The 21,143-nt window shown below is 56.7% G+C and carries 13 protein-coding genes and 1 pseudogene; 9 read left to right on the forward strand and 5 right to left on the reverse strand.

Translation table 11 applies throughout. From position 1 onward, the window contains the following. Positions 1 to 157: 157 nt before the first annotated feature. The 6 genes from AC1DUP_RS21535 to AC1DUP_RS21560 all read left to right on the forward strand — a co-directional run bounded on the left by AC1DUP_RS21535 (position 158) and on the right by AC1DUP_RS21560 (position 8,686). Positions 158 to 907 (forward strand): GntR family transcriptional regulator, encoded by a 750-nt coding sequence (locus AC1DUP_RS21535; protein ID WP_113310461.1) that lies wholly within the window; start codon positions 158 to 160, stop codon positions 905 to 907. 68 nt (positions 908 to 975) lie between these two features. Further along, entirely contained in the window at positions 976 to 2,493 is a 1,518-nt protein-coding gene (locus AC1DUP_RS21540) for a putative N-acetylmannosamine-6-phosphate 2-epimerase (RefSeq protein ID WP_113310460.1), read from the forward strand. A 50-nt stretch (positions 2,494 to 2,543) separates the two neighbouring features. Beyond that, positions 2,544 to 3,875, forward strand: coding sequence for an extracellular solute-binding protein (locus AC1DUP_RS21545; RefSeq protein WP_477834279.1), 1,332 nt, complete (start codon positions 2,544 to 2,546; stop codon positions 3,873 to 3,875). 56 nt (positions 3,876 to 3,931) lie between these two features. Continuing rightward, the gene (locus tag AC1DUP_RS21550) at positions 3,932 to 4,798 is read left to right on the forward strand and encodes a carbohydrate ABC transporter permease (RefSeq protein ID WP_113508822.1); all 867 of its coding nucleotides are present in this window, start codon (positions 3,932 to 3,934) and stop codon (positions 4,796 to 4,798) included. 3 nt (positions 4,799 to 4,801) lie between these two features. Then, the gene (locus AC1DUP_RS21555) at positions 4,802 to 5,623 is read left to right on the forward strand and encodes a carbohydrate ABC transporter permease (RefSeq protein WP_113310457.1); all 822 of its coding nucleotides are present in this window, start codon (positions 4,802 to 4,804) and stop codon (positions 5,621 to 5,623) included. 657 nt (positions 5,624 to 6,280) lie between these two features. Next, positions 6,281 to 8,686 (forward strand): MBL fold metallo-hydrolase, encoded by a 2,406-nt coding sequence (locus tag AC1DUP_RS21560; protein ID WP_477834282.1) that lies wholly within the window; start codon positions 6,281 to 6,283, stop codon positions 8,684 to 8,686. 152 nt (positions 8,687 to 8,838) lie between these two features. On the opposite strand, the gene AC1DUP_RS21565 is transcribed toward AC1DUP_RS21560, so the two are convergent. Next, positions 8,839 to 9,327 carry a hypothetical protein gene (locus tag AC1DUP_RS21565; RefSeq protein WP_477834284.1) on the reverse strand — a complete coding sequence of 163 codons (489 nt, stop codon included), beginning with the start codon at positions 9,325 to 9,327 and terminating at the stop codon, positions 8,839 to 8,841. Between the two features lie 208 nt (positions 9,328 to 9,535). Here AC1DUP_RS21565 and AC1DUP_RS21570 point away from each other — a divergent pair. Beyond that, positions 9,536 to 10,692 (forward strand): annotated as a pseudogene (locus tag AC1DUP_RS21570) (oleate hydratase). Further along, complete coding sequence (locus AC1DUP_RS21575; protein WP_477834286.1) at positions 10,607 to 10,801, forward strand: toprim domain-containing protein; 195 nt, start codon at positions 10,607 to 10,609, stop codon at positions 10,799 to 10,801. Before AC1DUP_RS21570 ends, AC1DUP_RS21575 begins: the two are co-directional and overlap by 86 nt. 172 nt (positions 10,802 to 10,973) lie before the next feature. On the opposite strand, the gene AC1DUP_RS21580 is transcribed toward AC1DUP_RS21575, so the two are convergent. From AC1DUP_RS21580 to AC1DUP_RS21595, 4 genes are all read right to left on the reverse strand, one after another. Beyond that, complete coding sequence (locus AC1DUP_RS21580) at positions 10,974 to 11,783, reverse strand: restriction endonuclease (RefSeq protein WP_477834288.1); 810 nt, start codon at positions 11,781 to 11,783, stop codon at positions 10,974 to 10,976. 1,100 nt (positions 11,784 to 12,883) lie between these two features. Beyond that, positions 12,884 to 13,759, reverse strand: a complete 876-nt coding sequence (locus AC1DUP_RS21585; RefSeq protein WP_477834290.1) for a hypothetical protein — start codon at positions 13,757 to 13,759, stop codon at positions 12,884 to 12,886. Positions 13,760 to 13,778: 19 nt separating this feature from the next. After that, positions 13,779 to 15,323 (reverse strand): MBL fold metallo-hydrolase, encoded by a 1,545-nt coding sequence (locus AC1DUP_RS21590; RefSeq protein WP_477834292.1) that lies wholly within the window; start codon positions 15,321 to 15,323, stop codon positions 13,779 to 13,781. Next, on the reverse strand, positions 15,316 to 18,990 hold the full coding sequence (locus tag AC1DUP_RS21595) for a S8 family serine peptidase (RefSeq protein WP_477834294.1): 3,675 nt from the start codon (positions 18,988 to 18,990) through the stop codon (positions 15,316 to 15,318). The genes AC1DUP_RS21590 and AC1DUP_RS21595 overlap by 8 nt, the downstream gene beginning before the upstream one ends. 859 nt (positions 18,991 to 19,849) lie before the next feature. Here AC1DUP_RS21595 and AC1DUP_RS21600 point away from each other — a divergent pair. Next, positions 19,850 to 20,881, forward strand: coding sequence for a DUF3616 domain-containing protein (locus AC1DUP_RS21600; protein ID WP_477834296.1), 1,032 nt, complete (start codon positions 19,850 to 19,852; stop codon positions 20,879 to 20,881). Positions 20,882 to 21,143 lie beyond the last annotated feature (262 nt).

Below are 21,143 nucleotides of genomic sequence, written 5' to 3' on the forward strand. Positions count from 1 at the left end.
GAAAACCACATATCCACTTGTAGGATATCTGTCAAATGGGCAAGTTCGGATTTCCGGCTTGGATCCGATCGGCAGCCAGGGAATTGCCCTCGCACTTTAATACCAGTATAGATCCAGACGGGTTGCGCAGAAAAAATTTGAGGGCACCGGAAAAGTCATGGCTACGGATGAACTGATCGACGTGATCGGCAGGGAATTACAGGCATCGGCATCCGATCTGCCGCTCTACAAGCGGCTGAAATTGGCGATGGAAACTGCGATCCTCTCAAATACGCTCAAGGCCGGTGCCGTTTTGCCGGGAGAGCGCGTGCTTGCGGAGACGCTGTCGCTCTCGCGTGTGACGATACGCAAGGCATTGGCGCTGCTTGAGGAAGAGGGCTTCCTCAATCGCCGCCACGGCTTCAAGACCGAGGTCGGATCGCGTGTCGAAAAGTCTCTTTCCACGCTTACCAGCTTCTCGGAAGACATAATTGCACGTGGGCTTACTCCCGGATGTATTTGGCTTTCCAAGCAGATAAGCCGGCCTTCTCCCACGGAAATGATGGCACTCGGGGTTGCTGGAAACAGCAACATCCTACGCATGAAGCGCATTCGCACGGCCGATGGCGTGCCAATAGCAGTCGAGATATCGACTGTCCCGGTCCGCTTTATCCCTTCGGTGAATCTGGTCGGCGACTCCCTCTACCAAGCGCTGGAGGCGCGCGGTTTTCTTCCCCAGCGCGCCGTTCAGCGCATGCGCTCGCGGGCGGCCTCGGCGGAGGATGCGCAATATCTCGATTGCGATGCCGGGGCACCTCTGCTGATGACGGAGCGCCGCTGCTTCCTTGGCGATGGTCAGATCGTCGAATATTGCGAGAGCCGCTACAAGGGCGACGTTTACGACTTCGTGTTCGAGCTGACGCGATGATACCAGTTATAAACTGGTTGTAATCTGGTACTTTCCAATTATCGTGATGCTGAAATGGAGTGTCACGATTGCAGCGCGACGACATCAAGAAAAGCCTTATCGTTTCCTGCCAGCCGGTTCCCGGCGGGCCGACGGACACCGCTGACTTCGTTATCGGATTTGCGAGAGCCGCCGTCGATGCCGGTGCTAGCGCATTGCGGATCGAATCTGTCGGCTACGTAAAAGCTGTACGTCCCGCCGTGAACGTGCCGATCATTGGCATCGTCAAGCGCGACCTCGATGACAGCCCCGTGCGGATCACACCCTTCGTTGCCGATGCCGAAGCTCTGGTCGATGCCGGCGCCGACATCATCGCCTTCGACGCCACGGATCGTGTGCGGCCGGCGTCCGTAGAGGCTCTGGTGAAGGCGGTCAGAGCACGCGGCAAGCTGACAATGGCCGACTGCTCGAGCCTTGAAGATGCGCGTAGCGCCTTGGCGGCCGGGGTCGACTTCGTCGGAACGACGCTTTCCGGCTATGTCGGTGGGCCCGAACCGATCGATCCGGATATCGACCTGATCACCGCGATGCGCACGCTCACACCTTATGTCATTGCCGAGGGCCGCATCCGCACGCCTGAGCAGGCAGCAAGCGCAGCCGAGGCCGGGGCTTTCGCCGTGGTCGTGGGCTCGGCGATCACGCGCACCGAGCACGTCACGTCGTGGTTCCGCGATGCCGTTGCTACGGCCTATGATGCCGAAGGTACGCAAACGACCCTTGCCATCGATATCGGCGGCACGAAGACGATGGCAGCGCTGGTCAGAGGCAGCGAAGTGCTGGATGAAATGACGGTGCCGACAGCACGGGAGGCTGCTCCCGATACATGGCTTGCCGCGATCGCCAGCTCTGCTCAATCATGGGCCGATCGCTATTCCCGCGTCGGCATTGCGGTTACCGGCTTCATCCAAGACGGTTGCTGGTCTGCGCTCAATCCGGCAACGCTCGGAATTCCCGACCGATACCCACTGGTTGACAAGGCAAGGATTGCTTTCGGCAAACCGGCTTTTGCGATCAACGATGCACAGGCGGCGGCTTGGGGAGAGTATCGGTTCGGTGCCGGCGAGGGTGGGGATCTGGTATTCCTCACCATCTCGACCGGCATCGGCGGCGGCATTATCGTCAATGGTCGCGTACTGACCGGGCTTGCCGGCCATTTCGGGCTGATCCGCGGTCCGTCCGCGGGGCAATCGCCGCTTGAAGATCAGACGTCCGGCCGGTGGATGGCTGCCGAGGCCTCAAAAGCAGGGCATCCGGGAACTGCCGCCGAGGTTTTCGAACATGCCAACAAAGGCGAGGCTTGGGCTGCCACGATCGTCTCGCAATCGGCATTTCGTGCGGCTACGCTCTGCCGTGACATCCAGATGATGCTCGATCCGAAACGTATCGTCATCGGCGGCGGTATCGGCCTTGCAGCGGGTTATCTCGATCGCATGCGTGATTGCTTCGTGGGTGTCGATATCAGGCTGACGCCTTCTCTCGTGCCCGCCAAGCTCGGTAACCGTGCAGGCATCATTGGCGTGGCGAGCCTTGCAGTGCTGGGTAACTGATGAATTCCGGAAGACATCGATCCTAACCTAACAAAAAAGAGGGAACTACGATGACATTGAAAAGAAAGACCTTATCCGCGCTTGCCCTGCTTCTGGCAAGCGTTGCTCTACCAGGGACCTCGAATGCGACTGTGACCGTTCTCGGCTGGCCTGGCGGCTCGGAAGAAACGGCGCTCCGCGCAACTGTCGAAACGTACAATAAAACAGCCGGCATCAGCGACGCCGACAAGGTCGAGCTCCTGTTCTTCAATCGAGAAGGTTTCTTCGACAAATTGCAGGCCGACATGGCAGCGGGATCGACCGCGTTTGACATCAACCTCGTTGCCACCTACTCGATCGGCCGCTACGCGCCCTACATGGAGCCTGTCGATCTCGGCGATGGCGCTGCGAAGACGTTCGGCGATTCCGTTCTGAAGACGATGCAGTTCGACGGTAAGCAGTACGGCGTGCCGACGGACCTGTCGCTGCACTTCATGTATTATCGCAAAGATCTGATCGATGCGCTGATGAAGGACGATGCGGCCAAGAAGAAGTATGCAGAAATCGCCAAGCAGTATCTCGGCAAGGAATTGCAGCCGAAGGATCCAGACAGCTGGACCTGGGACGACTGGGCGGCGACGGCTCTCTATTTCTCCAAGCAGGTGAATTCCGAAAGCCCAGTCCGTTACGGCACCGTCCTGCAGATGAAGAACCTGCTTTTCAACATGATGGTGTTTCAGTCCTTGCCACGCTCCTATGGTGGAAACTGGACCGATGAGGAGGGCAATGTCACTGTCGATTCCAACGCTTACAAGACCGGTCTCGAACTCTACAAGAAGCTTTACGACGCTGGCGCTTCGCCTAAGGATTCGTTGAGTTACGAATATGCCGAGACAAATGCGGCCTTCGGTTCCGGGCAGGCCGCAACAGCACTTCAGTGGAACGCTGCTGCCGCAGATCTCACCAGTGCGGAGAAAAACCCTGCCGTTGCTGAAGTCACCGGCATCGTAGCACCGCCGGCCGGGCCGGATGGTCGCGCCGATCATATTCACGGCCTCGGCCTCGGCCTGAACAAGAACGCAAAGAACAAGGACGGCGCAGTCAAATTCCTGAAATGGCTGACGACCGAGGATGCCGCCTTGCTCTATGCCCGACAGGGCGGTTCTCCAGCCCTCGCGCCTGACGTGGTGGCGAAAGTGGCCAAGGAACGACCGGATCTCGTCAAGCTCGGCGAGTTCGCCAGCAAATACGGCTACGTGATGAACGGTGCGACGTCGGCCAACGCACTCTCCGTCTATGAACTGCAGGCGAAGGAGTTCACCGGCTATTGGTCAGGTCAGCAGAACCTCGACGACGCGCTGGCTCACACCAAGGCCGGAATGCAGGACCTCCTGAAGAAGTGATACCCGCCGGACGCCTTGCCTCATTGCAAGGCGTCCGGCCCATCCGGCGGATCGAAATGGCTATCATAAAACGTGCCGAGGCAAGGGCCTATCTCACGCCGCTCGTGGGGTTCCTGTTGCTGTTTCTCGGCTTTCCTGCAGTCATCAATCTCATCTATTCGGTCTCGACCGTCGACTTCCAGACCCTGCGAAGTCCGACGCTGAGCGGCTTCGGCAATTACCTTGCCGTGCTTTCCGACCGAGATTTCTGGCGCGCCACGTCCTTTTCCCTGCGCTTCGGCATTCTCACGGCGCTTATCGAATGCCTGCTCGGGCTGTTTCTAGCAATCTTCCTGGCGCCTCTTCTTTCCAAGCGATCTGTATTGATGGCGCCACTTATGCTGCCGCTGATGGTAGCGCCTGCCATGATCGGCCTAATGTACCGGCTCGTTCTGCACGAATTTGCCGGGCCGGTGCCCTATTATCTCTTCGCGTGGTTCGGCGACAGTCCGGCTTTCCTCGATGTCGCTCATGCGTTCTGGACGCTGATCGTGGTCGAAACACTGCAATGGACACCATTCGCCTTTCTGCTCTTTTACATGGCCTATGTCGCAGTGCCGATCGACGTGCGGGAAGCCGCCGCGCTCGACGGTGCCTCGGCCATCAAGGTTCTCTGGTTCGTCGAATTGCCGCTGATGCTGCCGACGCTGGTGATTGCCTTCTTCATCCGTTTCATCGACGGCTTTCGCGTCTTCGACAACGTTTATGCGCTGACCGGCAGCGGTGCAGGCGGCTCGACAACATCATTGTCGATCTACATCTATCAGGCGTTCTTCAAGGAGGGCGCGATCGGCAAGGCGGTGGCGGCTTCCGTCGTCCTCTTCCTGACGTCGCTGGCCGTACTCTATGGCCTCAACTGGCTTGCCCGCCGCAGGGGGACATAAGCCATGATGAACGCGCTCCGCTGGATCGTCTTTGCTGTCGCCGCTCTCGCAATGAATTTTCCCGTCATCGTCACGCTCGTCACGTCGTTCAAAAGCGCGCGCGAACTTTCAATCAATCCCGGTTTATGGATCAACCAGCCGACCTTTGAAAATTACCTGCGGGTTTTGACACAGACCGATCGTTTCAACATCTATTCCTACCTCTGGAACAGCACCGTCGCTTCCCTGATCGGCACCGGACTTGCGATCCTGCTCGCCTTTCCGGCGGCCTATGCGATTGCAAGGAGCGAGGTGGGCAAACACACGCTGCTGCCGATCGTCATTAATCTGCGTGCCGTACCGCTCATCATATTCGCAATCCCGCTTTATATGATGTACCAGTTTCTGGGCCTGCTCGACACTCAGCTTGGTCTCGGCCTGATCCTGACCATCGTCAACACGCCGCTGGCGCTCGTCATCCTCGTCAATGCGATTTCCGACGTTCCGCTCGAACTGGACGAGGCGGCGAGGGTAGACGGGGCAAGTTCGTGGCAGATCATGCTCAGCATCATCCGGCCGGTTGTGCGGCCTGCACTGGTGACGACTTTCATCTTCGGCTTCATCACCGCCTGGAACGAGTTCCTCTTCGGTTTGATGCTGACCACAAACAAGGCTGTTCCGATGACGGTCGGTGCATCGTTCTTCTTTGCGGCAAGCGGCGGCGGCGTCCAGTGGGGCACAGCGTCTGCGGTCATGGTCCTCGGCGCCTTGCCTCCAGTCTTCCTTGGCCTGCTGATGTATCGGCAGATTTCGGGTTCGATGACGGCGGGGGCTATCAAAGGCTAGGCAAGACATTTGAATGACAAACCGGAGGAATTGCGCGCCTTCCATGGTTGTTTGCCCCGACTTGAGTGAATCAGCATAAAATCCACGCGTGTTCGGAGTTTGAACAACTTCAATAGCGGCATGACATCCCAGTGCCTCGCCAATTGGAGCTGATTGTCAGAATCCTGTTTCCCGACCGATAGAACGACATGGGTCCCTTTCCTGCGTTATTGCGTATTCGAGTTGATGGTCCCTGACCTTAGACGGGGGCGCCAGTTCGTATCTCATCAAGGCGATCATCGCCACGATCGATAAAGCGTCGGAGGTATGGCCTCCCAAAGCCGGTTGACCTTCGAGAGAAACCCGGGTGTCGCCTGCCCTGCAGGAAGCAATTGGGAAATGACAGGTCAATCGTTCAGCAAGACGCCGAGTGGCGTCGGCGAGGTGGAACACTCAACCGAAATTTCTTGAGACTTCGGCCGGTGCTCATCCTACTGGAAGAAGACGGCACACAGACCCAATCGTCGCGATGGCGACATAGCACTTTTGTATAAGCCATTTCGAAATCGCGTCCGTAAAACGTACTAGTCCGAAGGTAAAGAAAGTACCTGTCTTGGGCGAATGGTACGAAGTTGTATTCGAGTCTACAATCGTCTTTATGGTTGTGGGAGATTTTTGATGGATGGTGCGTCTCTGACAAGAACGGCGTGGCTCCGCCCGGTCCTCAGCATAATTTGCCTGTTCGCTATTCTGATCTGCCACCCCGTGAATGCGCAAGCAACCGATGTTCAGCGCATGCGTATTCCGGTCGGGACCTACTGGATTGGGGGTGGGGGAGGTGGAGAGCCTCCCAAAGGCTCGTTTCCGCTCGGACATGGAGAAGGTCCGGATGATTCTTACACATTGCCGGCCTTTTGTATTGATAGAGGCCGTAAAGCCCCGTTCGAGGAGACGGATCTGCGCGCGTTTTCCGGAAACGTCATGGTGTCACGCTATCAGGGAAACAAGAAGATCGACGAGCGCAGTCTGAGTCAGGCGGTGTCGGGTGCCGATCCTTGGTTAGCATTCAGTGGCATAGGTGAGGACGAGGATGACGGATCGGCTCACAGTCTGGCCGTGACGCCGCTTGACCAGACCTATTCCTATTCCCTCGCGGTGGCTGGTCTGGCACTCGCAGGCACTGACCAAAGCGACGTTGACACCATCGCGACACAATGGTCTGAACGTGCGGATCTACAGGAGGCTGCTGCAGCTTTCGATGGGTTGAGGCAGGTTATGCTGGAGACCGGCTCGGAGGGCCAATCGGCAGCAAATGCGCTCGAAAGACAAAGGCAAGAATTCGAATGGAGCATCTTCGGCGACGCGCCGGAAGGAGCCCAGATGCCTTCGGCTCCCATCGATCACGTAAATACGCGAGTTGCTTTGGCATTGTTGCCAGCCAGAGCATTCCGCCTGTCACCTGAGCAGATCGACAACGAACAAATTTTCGACTGGTTCAGGCTTTCCACGGCACTTCTTCCAACGCAACAGCAGCTGAATACGGTTGCTAAATCACTCAAAGCCGTTGGTTTCAATGGTAATTGGCAAGTCAGTGAAGGTGGCGCGACCGCGGCACTGCTAAAGGCCTATCGGAGCGGGAGCAGACAATCGGAAATGGATCCAAACTGGTCAGCCTTTCCCGCTATTCGAGACAGTGCAAAAAGCGATTTTGACGATGCGCTCCGTATCCTCGCCCTATCGGACCTCGGTGAACTGGCGCTGACATCCGGGCGAATCGATATATCTGTCCTCAAGGAGTTGCACTGCGAACGCTTTTCGGGCGCGGACGCCGGTCTTGCGGAAGAGGCCCCTCTCATCGAGGTTTGGAAACAGCGGATCGGTTTGGCGAAAGCCCTTGACGTTGCTCGCCGCGAGGACCGTCTTGTCAAAGTCACCGCGAGCGAGGACAAGCTCTGCTTCCAATGGATTGAAAATGGGGAAATTGAGACCCGAATTCTGGATAAATCGGAGGTTCGCAAGGACAAGCTTGCGCCCATAAGCGGCAGACTTTGGCTGGTTGATGACGAATTGAAGGATACGGACGATCTTCTGGCAGACGCCGGCGTGAAAGCGGAGACCGCACGCGCCCTGGAGTTGCGCCTCGCGGCCGGAGCCCAGGTCAAAGCCAAGAATAAAGAGGACGTGCATATTCGTTCAATCCAACGCCAGGGCGACAAGGGGCTCGATGTCGCGATCCTCAACCTCTCGACCAACGGTGATGCGAACGTTGTGAGCCTGCCCGACGGCAGCTTGATGATCATTGACACCGGTCTTGGATCCGACATCGTCGATAGAGTGAGAGGGTACGTTCGCCGCAACTACAAGAAGGATGAGCCTCCGATCCGATTGGTTGTAACCCACACAGACCAGGATCATTTAGGCGGTTTGACCGCTCTGCTGGCTGCTAAATTTCAAATCCAGGAAGTGATCATCGGAACGTCGCTCGCCGATGCGCGGCGACCGGAGAGGGTTAATCCCGTTAAAGATGCCTTCAATGCAGCAGGCTACAAAGTCGTCTCCACGGACAGCCTTATTCACATCAAACGACCCGAAATCACCCCGTTGATCGACCTCGACAAGCCATTACCTGGGTATTTCGACGGCATTGAGGGATGGAGGCTTAATCTCGGCGATGAGGCAGAAATCTCACTTTATCACGCCACCGATGCAGTCTCGCCAAACGATTCCGGTTTTTTGGTCAAGCTTGCCCATCGCGGTACAAGCGTGCTCCTGACCGACGATCTTAGTGCAACAACCCTGCGGTCAATGATGATGGCCCTCGGCCCGACTGTCCTCAGGGCCGGTTTCTTAAAATGGCCCCACCACCTCTGGTTCCCGCAAGGGTTGACGCATGCGCGCGACGTTTTGGCCGCTTTCTTAAAAACAGTCTCGCCGCACACAGTTGCGTTTTCAGGGGTCGGACACAAGAGTCATGATGAGCAGCGATACAAGGATATCTGCAAATATCTCCGCGGACAGTTGATCGAGAGTGTCGTTTGTCACTGGACACGTGAGGACATGGCAAATCTAGCGTTGGAATTATGAAGGTACGCTTAGTATCGGCGCTGATCTCCGATTGAAGAACAGCTTTCACGCTCATGGGTGGACACGCAAACAACGCTCTCACGACCTCTATGACTTGCCGAACGGGAATATCAGCCGACGAGCAGGCGCGTTCCTCTCGGGTGTTTGCGGGCTTAGTCGATGTAAACGCGTGCGGTCTCCGACGAAAGCGATTTACCAACGCTTACCTTAACGGTCATTGTGTGGCGCGGAAGAATCGTAATGGTAGCGGGCGGTTCGGCCTCTTCGCCAGCCTCGCGCACTTCGTCGATTAGTTCGCGGATGGCCCGTTCGTCCCCGGTGACGATGCGCCTGACGCGATCATTGTCGTGTTCGACGATAGCCGAACCATTCCGTGTCAAGCTGGACCCATGATGGGAGCGCGGCATAAAATGCTCGATGATAAACCAGGTGAACGGCAGAGCCGTACGAAATGCCTCCCCGTGCAGCCCGAATAGGTCCTTGGGCTTGCTTCTTATCGGTCGCAGCCAGATACCAGCATCGATTCCACCGGTGGCTATCAACGTGTCTCTAAGTGCAAGCCCGGTGCTGTAATCGAAGATGTGATCATTCAAATTACGTGTGTGAAGGGCGCGAATTTTGGTGCGGATTTCGTCTGGCACATCCGCGGTTGAGGGGCAATAAAGGCCATAGAGAAGCGCACCTTCGCCGAGGATCGAGGCGAGGCGATCGAGGCGCGTTTGTTGTTCGGCATTGACGGCCTGAAAACAGGAACGCAGGCGTGCCCGGCCGAGACATCACCATTTACGAAGCGGATGAGCACATGGGAGGTGGGCTCTCATTGGACGGGGGCCGCAAAGCGGCTATATCTTGCCGGCCGGTTCCGTCTTCGATGCCGAATTCTGCTGTACCTTCGACTTGCTTGGCAATGTCCCCTCGACACGCGATCCGACGGTTTCCGTCAAGGAGGAATTCTTCGCGTTCAATAAGCAGCGTGCTTTTAACAACAGGGCGCGGCTTCTCGATCGGGATGGCCATCGCATCCACGGTCCGCGTTTCGGGCTTGGCTTGCGCGACGGCTTCGACCTGGCTCGGTTGATGCTTACGCCAGAGGCGAGATCGGAGGACCGACGCATTGACGAGTTCTTTTCCTCGAGGTTCTTCACGACCGAGTTTTGGCTCATGTACTCGACGATTATGGGGTCGTTACCCCAGCATAGCGCCGCAGAACTGCGGCGCTATCTGAACCGCACGCTGCATCAGTTTCCCGACCTATCTGATATGGCCAATATATTGCGCACCCCCATAATCAGTATGAGGCGTTCATCGTCCCGCTGGTCGACTGGCTTCGCAAACACGGCGTGAACCTGCAAAACCGCGCCTTCGTCACGAACATTGGCCTGGCACCATTGCCGGACCGCGTCACCGCAAGCCGCCTCGACTATGAACAGGACGGCGTGCCGACGACAATCGAGATCGCCCCCGACGATCTCGTGCTGGTCACCTTCGGATCACAGGCGACTGACCTTGCTGTGGGATCCATGACAGATCCTGTATTGCCGATGCGCAAGGGCCGATCCTGGGAGATCTGGAAGCGTTTGGCCAAGGAGCGCACGTTATTCGGACGGCCCGAAATCTTCTTCGGGGAGGACCGTGTGGCAGATTCACATTGGTTGACCTTTACCGTCACCACGTCGGATACCGCATTCCTCGATGAGATGTTTGTCCTGACGGGTAGCGAGACAGGGCGTGGCGGGCTGGTGAGTTTGGTAGATTCGAGCTGGCTGCTATCATTGTCGATCTTTCACCAGCCAGAAATCATCGCTCAGCCCGAAGGTAGCCATCTGTGGTGGGGCTACGGCTTGTTTCCGGAGCGCGAGGGCGATTTCATCTTCGACCGAGAGTGCGATCAGCGAATTGGTCGGGCCGGATTGCCTGCTCGTGGCTGCGACCGACCGCGACAGTCAGGGGGAGGCCTATGCTGGTCGATTGCGGTCTGTCGCTGCGGAAATCGAGTGCGGTTTTAAAAGGCTGAAGCCCGCCGGCGTTGACTGGAATGACGATCTCCGTGCCGTCGCCTCAGCGAAGGCTCCGGATTGGTGCCGAACTCGGTCAGGCTCTCCGAAAAGTGGTTAGCCAGCTCTCGCGTTCCCCATATTTGAGCACCCTCGGCGCTGTCGTCATCCCATTCACGGTAGGCTATGCCAGATCTCGGTCGTGAGTAGGCGTCGCGCACTAGAAGCCCGACCAGCTTGGCACGTGCCGACTGAAATTGAGGGTGCGAGAATCCCGCAATAGGGGGATTAGTTCACCAGTACAGCGGAGGTTCGTCGGAGAGTATCTTCATTTTCCTGAAATATTCTCCAGCGCCCTCGCGCATGTTTTCAGGGACTGACGCCGCTTGCGCCAATTTCAACGCGTCATAAAATCGGGGTGCATCAACGAGCTTGATCCTGTATCCACGAACCTTTCCAAGCGCGGTTGTTCTTTTGCCCCCACGCTGGAATGAGGACGTCGTGATGAAAATTCCCTCCGTCATTCCTTTCAAAACAAGCGCTCCGACAAGGCTGCGTATTTGCTCGACGTTGATAGAGCGCTTCGTGCATTTGACTTGTACTCCGATCTGGCGGCTGTCCTTCTCAAGCACCACATCGATGCCTTCGTCACCGGAGTAGGCTGTGACCAAGGCCTCATAACCAAGGCTTCGAAACACGCTGCCAACAGTGTGTTCGAACAACCGGGGATTCATTTCGAAGCGAGATTTATATTTTGCCACGAGGTATTTGCGAACCTCGTCCAGCGGAAGATTGAGATCGCTGAGATCGAGCTCTCTCAGACTGCCAGCTGCGCCCTCCACCACGCGCCTAATTGCGAAAGGCAAGGTCACCCTTATTTCGCGGTCATAGAAATCGGTGGCCTTCCACCAGCCGCACAATCTGCACCACTCGATGGTCCTTAAGCCGCTGACGCGGTCACCGGGATTGGTGTAAAGCATGAAGGTAGGGGGGTCCTCTTCGTGATGCTCCGAAAAGACTTGCGTCATCGGTGATGAGCAGAACCTGCATTTGTGAAACCACATTTCATCACGCGATACGTCGCCATACTGCCAGATGGTCATTGTACCCCCCAGTTACCGCATGGCGAACGCTGCAATGCGACCTCGAAGCGACTATAAAGACTCAACGCTGAAAGTGGATGGAGCGCACCGTGTCTTGCGATCGCATCATAGCGGCTTTTGAAAATTAGCATAATCAAAAGTAGTCGATCTCTCTCGCTAGGAATCAACCATGGGATGCGGCGGATGCTGACAATAGACGATCTATAATCGCTTCTACCGGTGACGTATTCGAAAGCTGGCGTCGATGTATCGTCACCGTCAGATAGGCGGGGTAAAGCTTCCAGGTTGGGTCACATGGATCGGCCTGTCGTAGATCGTCCGTAACGCCAGCTCCGGAAGAATCCGTTGAAAGATTTCATGATAGCCGACGATCAGTGTGCTCGATATTGATCGAACGATCCTTCAATGACTTCCTGCCATACGGCCGGGCGGTATGCGGGGCAGCTGTTTTCGGCAAAATGCCGGTCAGCCGGGGATCGTCCGTAACCTCAACCATAAATGCCTAAGGCACAAAGCCTGCCTCCTGATAGAAGGCGAGGCGTTCGGATGATCATGATGGCAAGTGTGCAGCCAAAGGCGATCGATAGGGTGCGCCCAGGCGGTCGACGACACCCAGGTCGCCGCTCGGCGACCTATTCCGCGGCCGATTTCATCCTTGACCAAACCAAACAACAATTCACATTCGCGCTCCTTTCGAAAATGCAGTTCGACTTAGAATAGATCTCTACCAACGGGTCGCTGATGATCGCAGAGACCTGCTCGTCCTCCACTAACAGCCGGGAGACCCACATCCAGGCTTCGCCAACCATTCGGAAAAGCCAGCGGTAAACCTCCAGCGCAGGACTAACCAACCGTTCGAACGAGAGGTCATCTTCGTGTTCAGCTTCTGGCCGGAGTGGAGGACATTTAAGCATCTCGGGACACGCCACGGCATTGGAAAGTTTTTCTCGCAGAATGTCGGAGTAACCCATCCGCAATTGGGGTGGTCTGTCAGATGTTTTCAGTTGGGCATCGATCTTTTCCCGCGCGAGTTCCTCTGATGAACGGCGAACAGGACCACGATCGCTACGCAGTCAGTGCGTCGCATTTGGTTGTTGCCGCTAGAGAACTATGTCGAGATCGACGATCGCACGTGGAGCGAACTTGTAATAGCGCGGCGGTGAGGTGAGTTGAGTTGACGAGTCGCCTCTTTTGTCGCCTGTCGCCTGAATGAGATAGGTTTTCTCGGGCTCGACGACATAGCCGCCGTTCTGCGGAAACCGGTTGAGGTTGCGCATCAGGAGTTCCTTGAGCGCCGGCCGCCGAAATTTTACGGAACCGGCAAGCGCAAGCGGTGTAATCCCGTCTGGCGCCGGGTCAAGCTTCTGCACGCTGACGAGGACGGGACCGTCAACGGTCCTGCGGGTAACTGATACCGACACCCACGCTTCGCTCTGTTCGGGTTTGGAAGTCGTTTCCGTGTCCCGGTTGCTCCTGAAGCCGAGAGCGTACATCATGTTGTGGACACCGCTGCTGCCGCCGGCTAGCACCAGAGCAGTTATGAGCTTCGACACCGTATCGGATGTCTCCTTGACCTGGCTTTGCAGGCTCGCTGCAACGCCTGCAGCATCAGCGCTCGGATTTGGAACGCTGAAGGCGGCTATCAGGCTCGCAAATACGTCAAGCTTGAAATAGAATACGACGATCGCCGAGATCACGATCATGACGATGGTCTTCACGCCCTTTGTGTCGAAATAGGCGAGAAAGACGCGCCAGTTAAAGATGACCGCAAATGCGCTCTCCAAAACAACGGCGGTCACAAAGAGCATGGTGAGCGATTTGGCAGATGCCGTATAGACCAGGTTCGACAACCCCAGTGCCGGCGTTGCTTCGTCCGCCGCCCATGCGACGTCGGCCATAGCCGCCATATAGAGTACGGCCACTATGAACGCGGCACTCGCAGCATGACGCAGGTATCGTACGTTCATTCTTCCCATCGCAGATTTCCAGGACGCGTCACGCAATGTCGAACTCCACCCAAAGCGGCGATCCGGAACGGACTGCCTGCAACGAGCCGGTGGGGGTCTGCAGGGCAGGGGGGAAGGCACCGGTACCCAACCATGCGTCGTCCGCGCGCACCGTTCGACCGCTCGTCTTCTTCTCAAGTGCGTCGACGATGCCGTGGAAGGGCATCTCGCCCCATCCGACTTTCTTCGCGTCCTTCTGGTTCGTCGGAATGAATGCCGACAGATCAGGACTGGTCATCAGCTCCAATCCCTTGGCTTGTGCGGTTGCGTTTTGGCTGCCGTGATGGCCCACCTTGTAATAGACCGTTCTCGCCAGAAGATCGGACCCGGTCACGGAGTTTGCTCCGATATCCCATTTTAGGCTTTGCCAGCTCAACCAGCTTCCAATCTGCGCATCGGCGGCAAAGAACATAACGCGCCCTGTCTTGGTATTCTCGAAGGCGAGGACGACGCTGGTGTTGTTGGTCTGGTCGTCAAGCTGCATTGCAAGCGTCGAACTCATGGCAAGCCAGTCGTGGTCGATACGCCGCCAGGATTGGTCCACTAGATTGGTATCCACCGGCTTTCGTTGTCGCTTGGTCCGTGGCGGCGCGGGGAGCTGACCGCTATAATGTTGCGCAAGGAAAGATACAGCGGCGCGATCGAGCTCGCCATCCGCTTCAGCCGACATCAGGCTATCGAGAGGAAGTCCAACATTCCAATCGAATGGCGCGGCTGGGTCGTCGACGAATTGATCACCGGCCATGGTCAGAGCGAAGGAGCCTTGCAAGGCAGCTGCAATCGGCGCGGCCGAAGCGCTTGCAAGTGAATACATTTCCGACTGCCGGTCGGTGACCTTCAAAAGAGCTGCATCGCGCGGAGGCCCGAGGACATAGATCCTCAAGTCATCCAGACCGGGGATGGTCGGCCGCAGCGTGCCGGGTTCGAGATAGACGGGGGGCCGTGTCTTGGCGAGTTTTCCCGCCTCGTCGCGCATCCTGCGAACCCGTTCCCCCTTCACGCCAAAATTGAACCCAAGGATACTCTGAACCCCGTCCCGGACGTTCGCCATATATCCGTCATTCCCGCCAACCGCTGAAAGGCGTTGACTGGCTTGGCTGAGCAGGGCAAGCGCTTGCCCCTTGAATTTGTCGAGCTGTCTTGCTTGCGGATCCGCGGAGTTTTCGGTCCAGCCCATCCAGACTTCACCGATTTCTGCGAACTGCGCAAACTTATCGGCGGCTGAGAGAAAGCCGGAAACATGATCGACATGTTCATGCGTCACGACAAGCACGTCGATCTTCTTGGTGACGCTCAAAATGTCTGAGACGATCGCGTTTATCGTTGCGGGGCCGCCGCTGACGGAACTATGGACGCCGCAATCGATCAGCATGAAAAAGTCGTCGAGTTTATCGCGTTTAATGCGGATCAGGTGGCAGTCACCGAGACCCTGGCAATAATGTCTGACCGTCATGACGGGTGCAACGGGATCAAGTGCACCTGCCCTTGTTCCGTCGACGGTCGCAGTCGCCTTGTGTGTTGGTGTCTTAGCCATGGTCGAGCACCTCGTGTTCGGCATGAAGAATTGCGAACGGCTCGGCCTCCGTTCGTCCGAAGTAGAGGCTTCTCAAGGGCGAGCCGATGTTGTCGCGAACGGTCTCCTGTTGCCTCTGATCGCGGGAGGCACTCGCACTGTTTTTCAGGACGATGTAGCGGATGCGCTGCCGGTTGGGGCGTTGCTCGATGATGACCGTGGCGCCGCCGCGGAACCAGTAGAAACCGTTGTCGACATTCTGCCCGTCAAAGGCTTTTGCTTGGCGCTGCGTCACAACGGCAATGATATCGGTCAGGAATGTGCCGTCCGGGCCGAGCCGCCGTGCGGGGCGAATGCTGTGGACCTCAAACGTCGTGGCATCCTTTGCCTCACGGCGTATATGGCCATTTTCCTCATAGCGTGGGACGTCGGTAGCCAAGCCAAACTCCTGCATGACATCGGGATCGGCCGCGAAAATCTTATGCAACCTGTTCCAGACCGCCCAACAATTCTCCTGGTTCTGCTTGAACAACTTGCGGCGGTCTGCCCCCTGGTCCCAACTTAGATCGAGACCCGTAAGAAGCGCAGACAGCCACGCCGGCTGACTGTCGGAGGCAGAATTCCAAACAAGGGACTCCTGAGATATTGTCCTGACGTTCCGAGGTAGGATCCCGCGATTTCGGAATGCCTCCATGAAAGCCGTGCGGTAGCCGAACGGATCTTCCGGGACGACGTCGACATCGGCAGTGATCAAGGCTCTCAAATACTCGCCAAACGTGACATCGACGGGTGGAAGATAGTCGAGCGCCCGAATGCACATCCGCAGAACCTGCTGAGCCGTCTTACAGGTTTCCGTCGTCAGCCTGTCGACAAGATCTGGGTGGAGCGCGCCCTCAGGCAGTATGCCAGTCCCATTGCTCGCAATCCGGAAAAGATCGCTGACACGGCGGTTGACGATGTTGAGAAACGCTTCATAGACGGCGAAGACGAGGATGGATCCGCGTTCGTGGGGTTCCGTCGTGTCCTCATAACGCATCTGCTTTTGACCGTTATCCGCATAGTCGCGAAGCGGCCCGCCTCTGCTCCCACCCTCACCGAACTGTTTTGCCAAGCCGCTCAACAATTCGAGGGCTTCGAACTTGCCTTTGGCTCGTGCTATCTCGAAGCGGACGAGCTCCGCTACGTTGAAATGCTGAAACAGGGCGACGATGTCAGCGAAGGCTTCGTGAAACGCCGGGACGTCGGGGTTGGACGCCTCCTGGAAGCGGCGATGCAGGCCATCCAGGAGGGCATGGGTCGTCTCATGCGCGATGATGTCGCTCGACAGGCACGAAAAGACCATCGATCCCGTCGGCGTGGAATCGCCCTCGCGTGAGTTCGCGATAAAATAGCCGAACAGCAGAGCCTTCTTTTCGGGGCTGTAATAAGCATTCTGGCCACGAAAGGCGTGAGGATAGATCCTGAGTTTTGGAACCTCATACATCTCCTGCCGCTCGTTCTCCTCGCCGACATTGATCTTTGCGAACCGTGGAGACCAGAGCGCGCGCCTGCCGAGGGCAAGCTCGAAATGGCGTATCGTTGTCATCGCGACCGCATAGACCATCTGCTGGTGGAACTGCGGATTGCCTTCAGATGGTGACCACCCGTCCTGTGCAAGCAGGATCTTTGAATTGAGGTCGACGGGCTCATAGAACCGATTGGAGGCGGGGTCGACATCGACCACCTCGATATATTCACCGACCGGGCCGGGACGCAGCGGCTCAATCGTCTCCGGTGCGTCGTCCCACGGGATCGACAGGGTCGTCTCGTTGACCGCAACTGACGCAAGCGACTGGGCAATGCTCGGATCGAGAGCGAAAACGCGAAGCCGCCTGTTGGGCACAGGCGGTCGCCATGCCTTTCGCTTCACCGGCGTTGCGCTGGAGCCCGGCTTCGCGGCGATTGAAACCGTTGAGGATCGCCCGAGCAGGGAAGTGAGGAAGGCTTCGAGCCTGCGCGATGGCTTTGCATCGAGGGCAGCTTCCAGAAAGCGATTACGCGCATCGACCGGGATCTGATCGATTGGAACGTCGGGATCGTCGATCGCGCAATCCACTTCAATGGATCGCTGGCAAAGCTGCGTCAATTCGAGAGCCAGCATCTTTTGTCGTTTGGTCGCGACATCATCCGGCGCAACGGATACGCCGCCGCCAAAGAGGCCGTCCAGCCAGCCGAGTGTAGAGGATGCCGGCGGAAGTTTCCTGTTTTTGAGCTCCGCTTCTGAGAGCGGTTCGATCTTCAGGGCGTCGGCCGCCATCATGATGCCTTGACCGATGGTTTTCCTCGTTTGTTGGGTGTCCATTTTGGCCGTGGTCTTGGTTGCAGCTGTAAACAGCGCATGCCTGACCGCTTCAACGCGCATCCATCTTTCGGAATAGTTCTGCACCTTGTCCCAGTGCTCAGCGAGCCAGAGAGCGGCAGCAGCAGCAATCTGAGGCGTGGCCGCCGAGGTTCCCGCGCCATCCATGTCAACGACATTACCGCAGCTGATCTGCGCCCAGGGAACATTGGGCGTATAGGCGCCAAGGGCGGTGTCCATCTTGCTGTCAGGCCCGTAGTTGCCCTGCATGGTCCCAAGTGCAAGATTGGTATAAGCGCGACCGTCAGCCATCACGCCGCATGCAGCAAGGACCCGTCGAAAGCGGGCCGGGTAAACAATCGAAGGCACTGGCAGGTTGACGAAGTTGTTGCCGGCGGCCGTAACAAGCACCAGACCCGCCTCATAGGCCAGGTTCACGGCGTCTGCGAGCGCTTGTGACGAAAACCCGCCCATGCTCATGGACAGCACGTTCGCATCTCGCTGACGCGCATAATCGAGACCCTGAACGATTGTGCCAGTCGTGAAGCGTACGACCCAGTCGGCGATACGTACCGGCAGGATATTGGCGAGCGGCGCGCCTCCCACGTAGTCACTGAAGGACTTCCAGCCAGGAGAATTGCCGTTCAGCCTATTGCCGGCAAGCAGGCTGAGCGTGCCGGTTCCATGTCCATGATTGGCGAGCGCTGTGTTTGCCGGAATATGGTCGCCTGCGTCATTCGCATTGCCCCCGCCAGACACAAAATTTCTCTGCCATTCCAGTTTCAGGTTCTGCGGCTGGGTAAGATGATGTGAGGGATCGTAGCCTGTATCGAGGTGAGCGATCAGGATCTTGCTCATCTTGACGCCAACAGCCTGCCGGGCAGCCGCGAGTTGGCTGTAGTCGTCGCCGAAGTTCCAGGCGACATCGGGACCGACCGCCTTCCTACCGCCGCCGTCCTGATCATCAAAATTGCAAAGGGTTGCCTGATCGGCTGCGGCCGCGAAAGGGCTTCCTGGTTTTTGGCGATCGACCGGCCACTGTTGCGGAAGGTCGGGTTCGATTGCCTCTACGCCAGGAAGCCCTGAAAACGATAGCGGTTGATCCGCATCGAGAATTGCGTGTGCCTGGTCCCACGGGTTTCCGGCCGTCGAGTCGGCCTGGCTGATGCGCAGCCATGTAGAGGGGCCGGCGGGTGCGGCGGCAAGTGGGGCTCCGGGCGTGCCTGTTGCTGGAACCGTAAGGATCGGTTCTGCCCGCATTGACGCAACACCCTTGGATTGCTGCATCGATTTGATGAACTGACCCCCATCACCGGACACTTTGACCAGTAAAGTTGGAGCGTCTGCCACAGGAACCTCCTCATGTTGCAAGCGGACTGAAATTGGCGTCATTTCATGTATGGAATGCACGGATATGCGTACGCGTGGTCGTGATCACTTCGCGCGTTGGTCGGGTGCATTGGCGCGGAGAGCGTAAAAGTCGAGTTTCCAGCGACGCCCGCCCACTCGCTTGAAGTATTTCAAAGTACCAAGATGCGTCTTAAGTGATTCATAACTCTGAACAACAAAGTTCCACCGCGCAAACTCCAAAGATTGCGCGTCAATACGTCAATTTATGGACATTCCTCTTCCAGCGATATTCGGTTTAGTACATTACGAACGAAAACACAACTATCTGGAGAGGCCAGCTAATCAATACTAAGAATTATTTTTAATACTAAATCCGGCACAGAGTAATATTCTCGCTTCGGAAACTCCGTTAACACGTTAATATGTAGTGGCCAGAAGCGGCGGGATGTCGATGTTGCCGTGCGTGTCATGCGAGGAGAAATATTTCAGATCGCCTTCGCCGCCCGAATCTTCCGCCTATTCGACTGCATTTTGGAATTGCCACAAATACGGCGTCCCAGAAATTTTGGCCAAGACCTTCATGACACTTCAAAAAAAGCCGCTTCTAGTTTAGATCAAGATCTCTCCAGAGCTCGTGTGGAATAGGAAATTCCTTCGATCTGGGAGACGTAGATCCTAGGCCGGATGGATCCAGCAACACCGAAATCAGACTGGCCAAGAGGTTGGATATTGGGCGTCTGCACTGAAATATCGGCCTGCTTATTGTAGAAATACTCCCTAGCGTGTAAATTGCTGACATCTTTTTGCTCAATCTATTGTAATATTGACGCGTGTGATCGTTCGTGGGGGAGGGATTGCCATGGCACGTCACCATCAATTCGACATTTCGGCATCGATCTGGGTAGCGGCTGCGGTTATCGCAGCAGGAGCCGACTTGTCATACGCGGCTCAGAAACCTCTGGCGCCGACGCAAATTCTCCAGGTTCAACCACCGCTGACAGACGCCAAGGAGGCCGAAAACATCAGCGGAGCGGCTTGCGCCTTCATAAGCGAGAAAGGCACGTCTTGTCTGCTGATCGGTGACGAAAAGAAATACGCCAGGTTCTTCACCCTCAAGGGCGACACGTTGGTGCCCGGCAAACAGCTGTTTCTTCTGCCCAAGGAATACACCGAAGGTCAGGAAGCCAAGGAATTCGACGAGACTGATGGAGAAGGTATCGCTTTTTTAAACGGTGCGTATTTCCTGACCGGCTCACATGGGCTGAATAAGAGCGGGGACCTTCAACCCTCTCGATACTTCATCTACCGCGTCAGCGTTGATGCGGACACGGGGCTTGCTGCAGGCTTGGGGTCGAAGGAAAAGCCATCGACCCAAGTAGAGCGATCCGCAAATCTCAAGGCGATCATCCATAGCGATCCAGAACTCTCCAAACATGAGGGGGACATTCCGGACAAGGACGGCATCAACATTGAAGGTCTCGCTGTCTCGGGTGACACCCTATTTCTGGGATTTCGGGGACCGCTCCTTCATGGAGAGGCACTTATCGCATCGCTTAGCGTTTCCGACGCTTTTGACAATCCAGAAGCTAAACTCAAAACCTATTCTGTCGACCTCGGAAAAGGACAGGGTGTTCGCGATATTGCTGCGGCAGGGGAGGGCTTTTTGATCCTTTGGGGTCCCGAGAAAGACATGTCAGGCCCTGCAGGAATATGTTTCTGGAAGCCGGGCGGGGATGCAAAGCTTTGCCGCGAGATCAAAAAAGCCGGCCCGGCCGACAGCAAGCCCGAAGCGTTGACGGTGCTCGAAACCACTGCAGATCATTACAAGGTCTTGATCATGTCCGACGGCGCGAACAACGGGGCTCCCGCAGTCTATGAAGTTCCACGCTAATCGGTGGTATCAAGCGGGCAGCCCGCAATTATGCCCAACTCAGCACTCCTGGACGACAGGGCGGGGGGATTTTTGGCGCAGGGTTAATCCAGGGAACCATCGTCAACAAGTTCCCGGCTGGCTACCGGATCGGATTGAAAGGCTCAAGTACCTAGCTTGCCTAGGCAAATCTAGGGGATGACTTCGCCAATCAAGTTATCGCCGACTGGCAACGAGGGGACGTTGCGTTGGCGTTCGGAATAATAGTTTCAGAGAAGACTAT

The sequence above is a fragment of the Rhizobium sp. 01L419 genome (assembly GCF_056400025.1).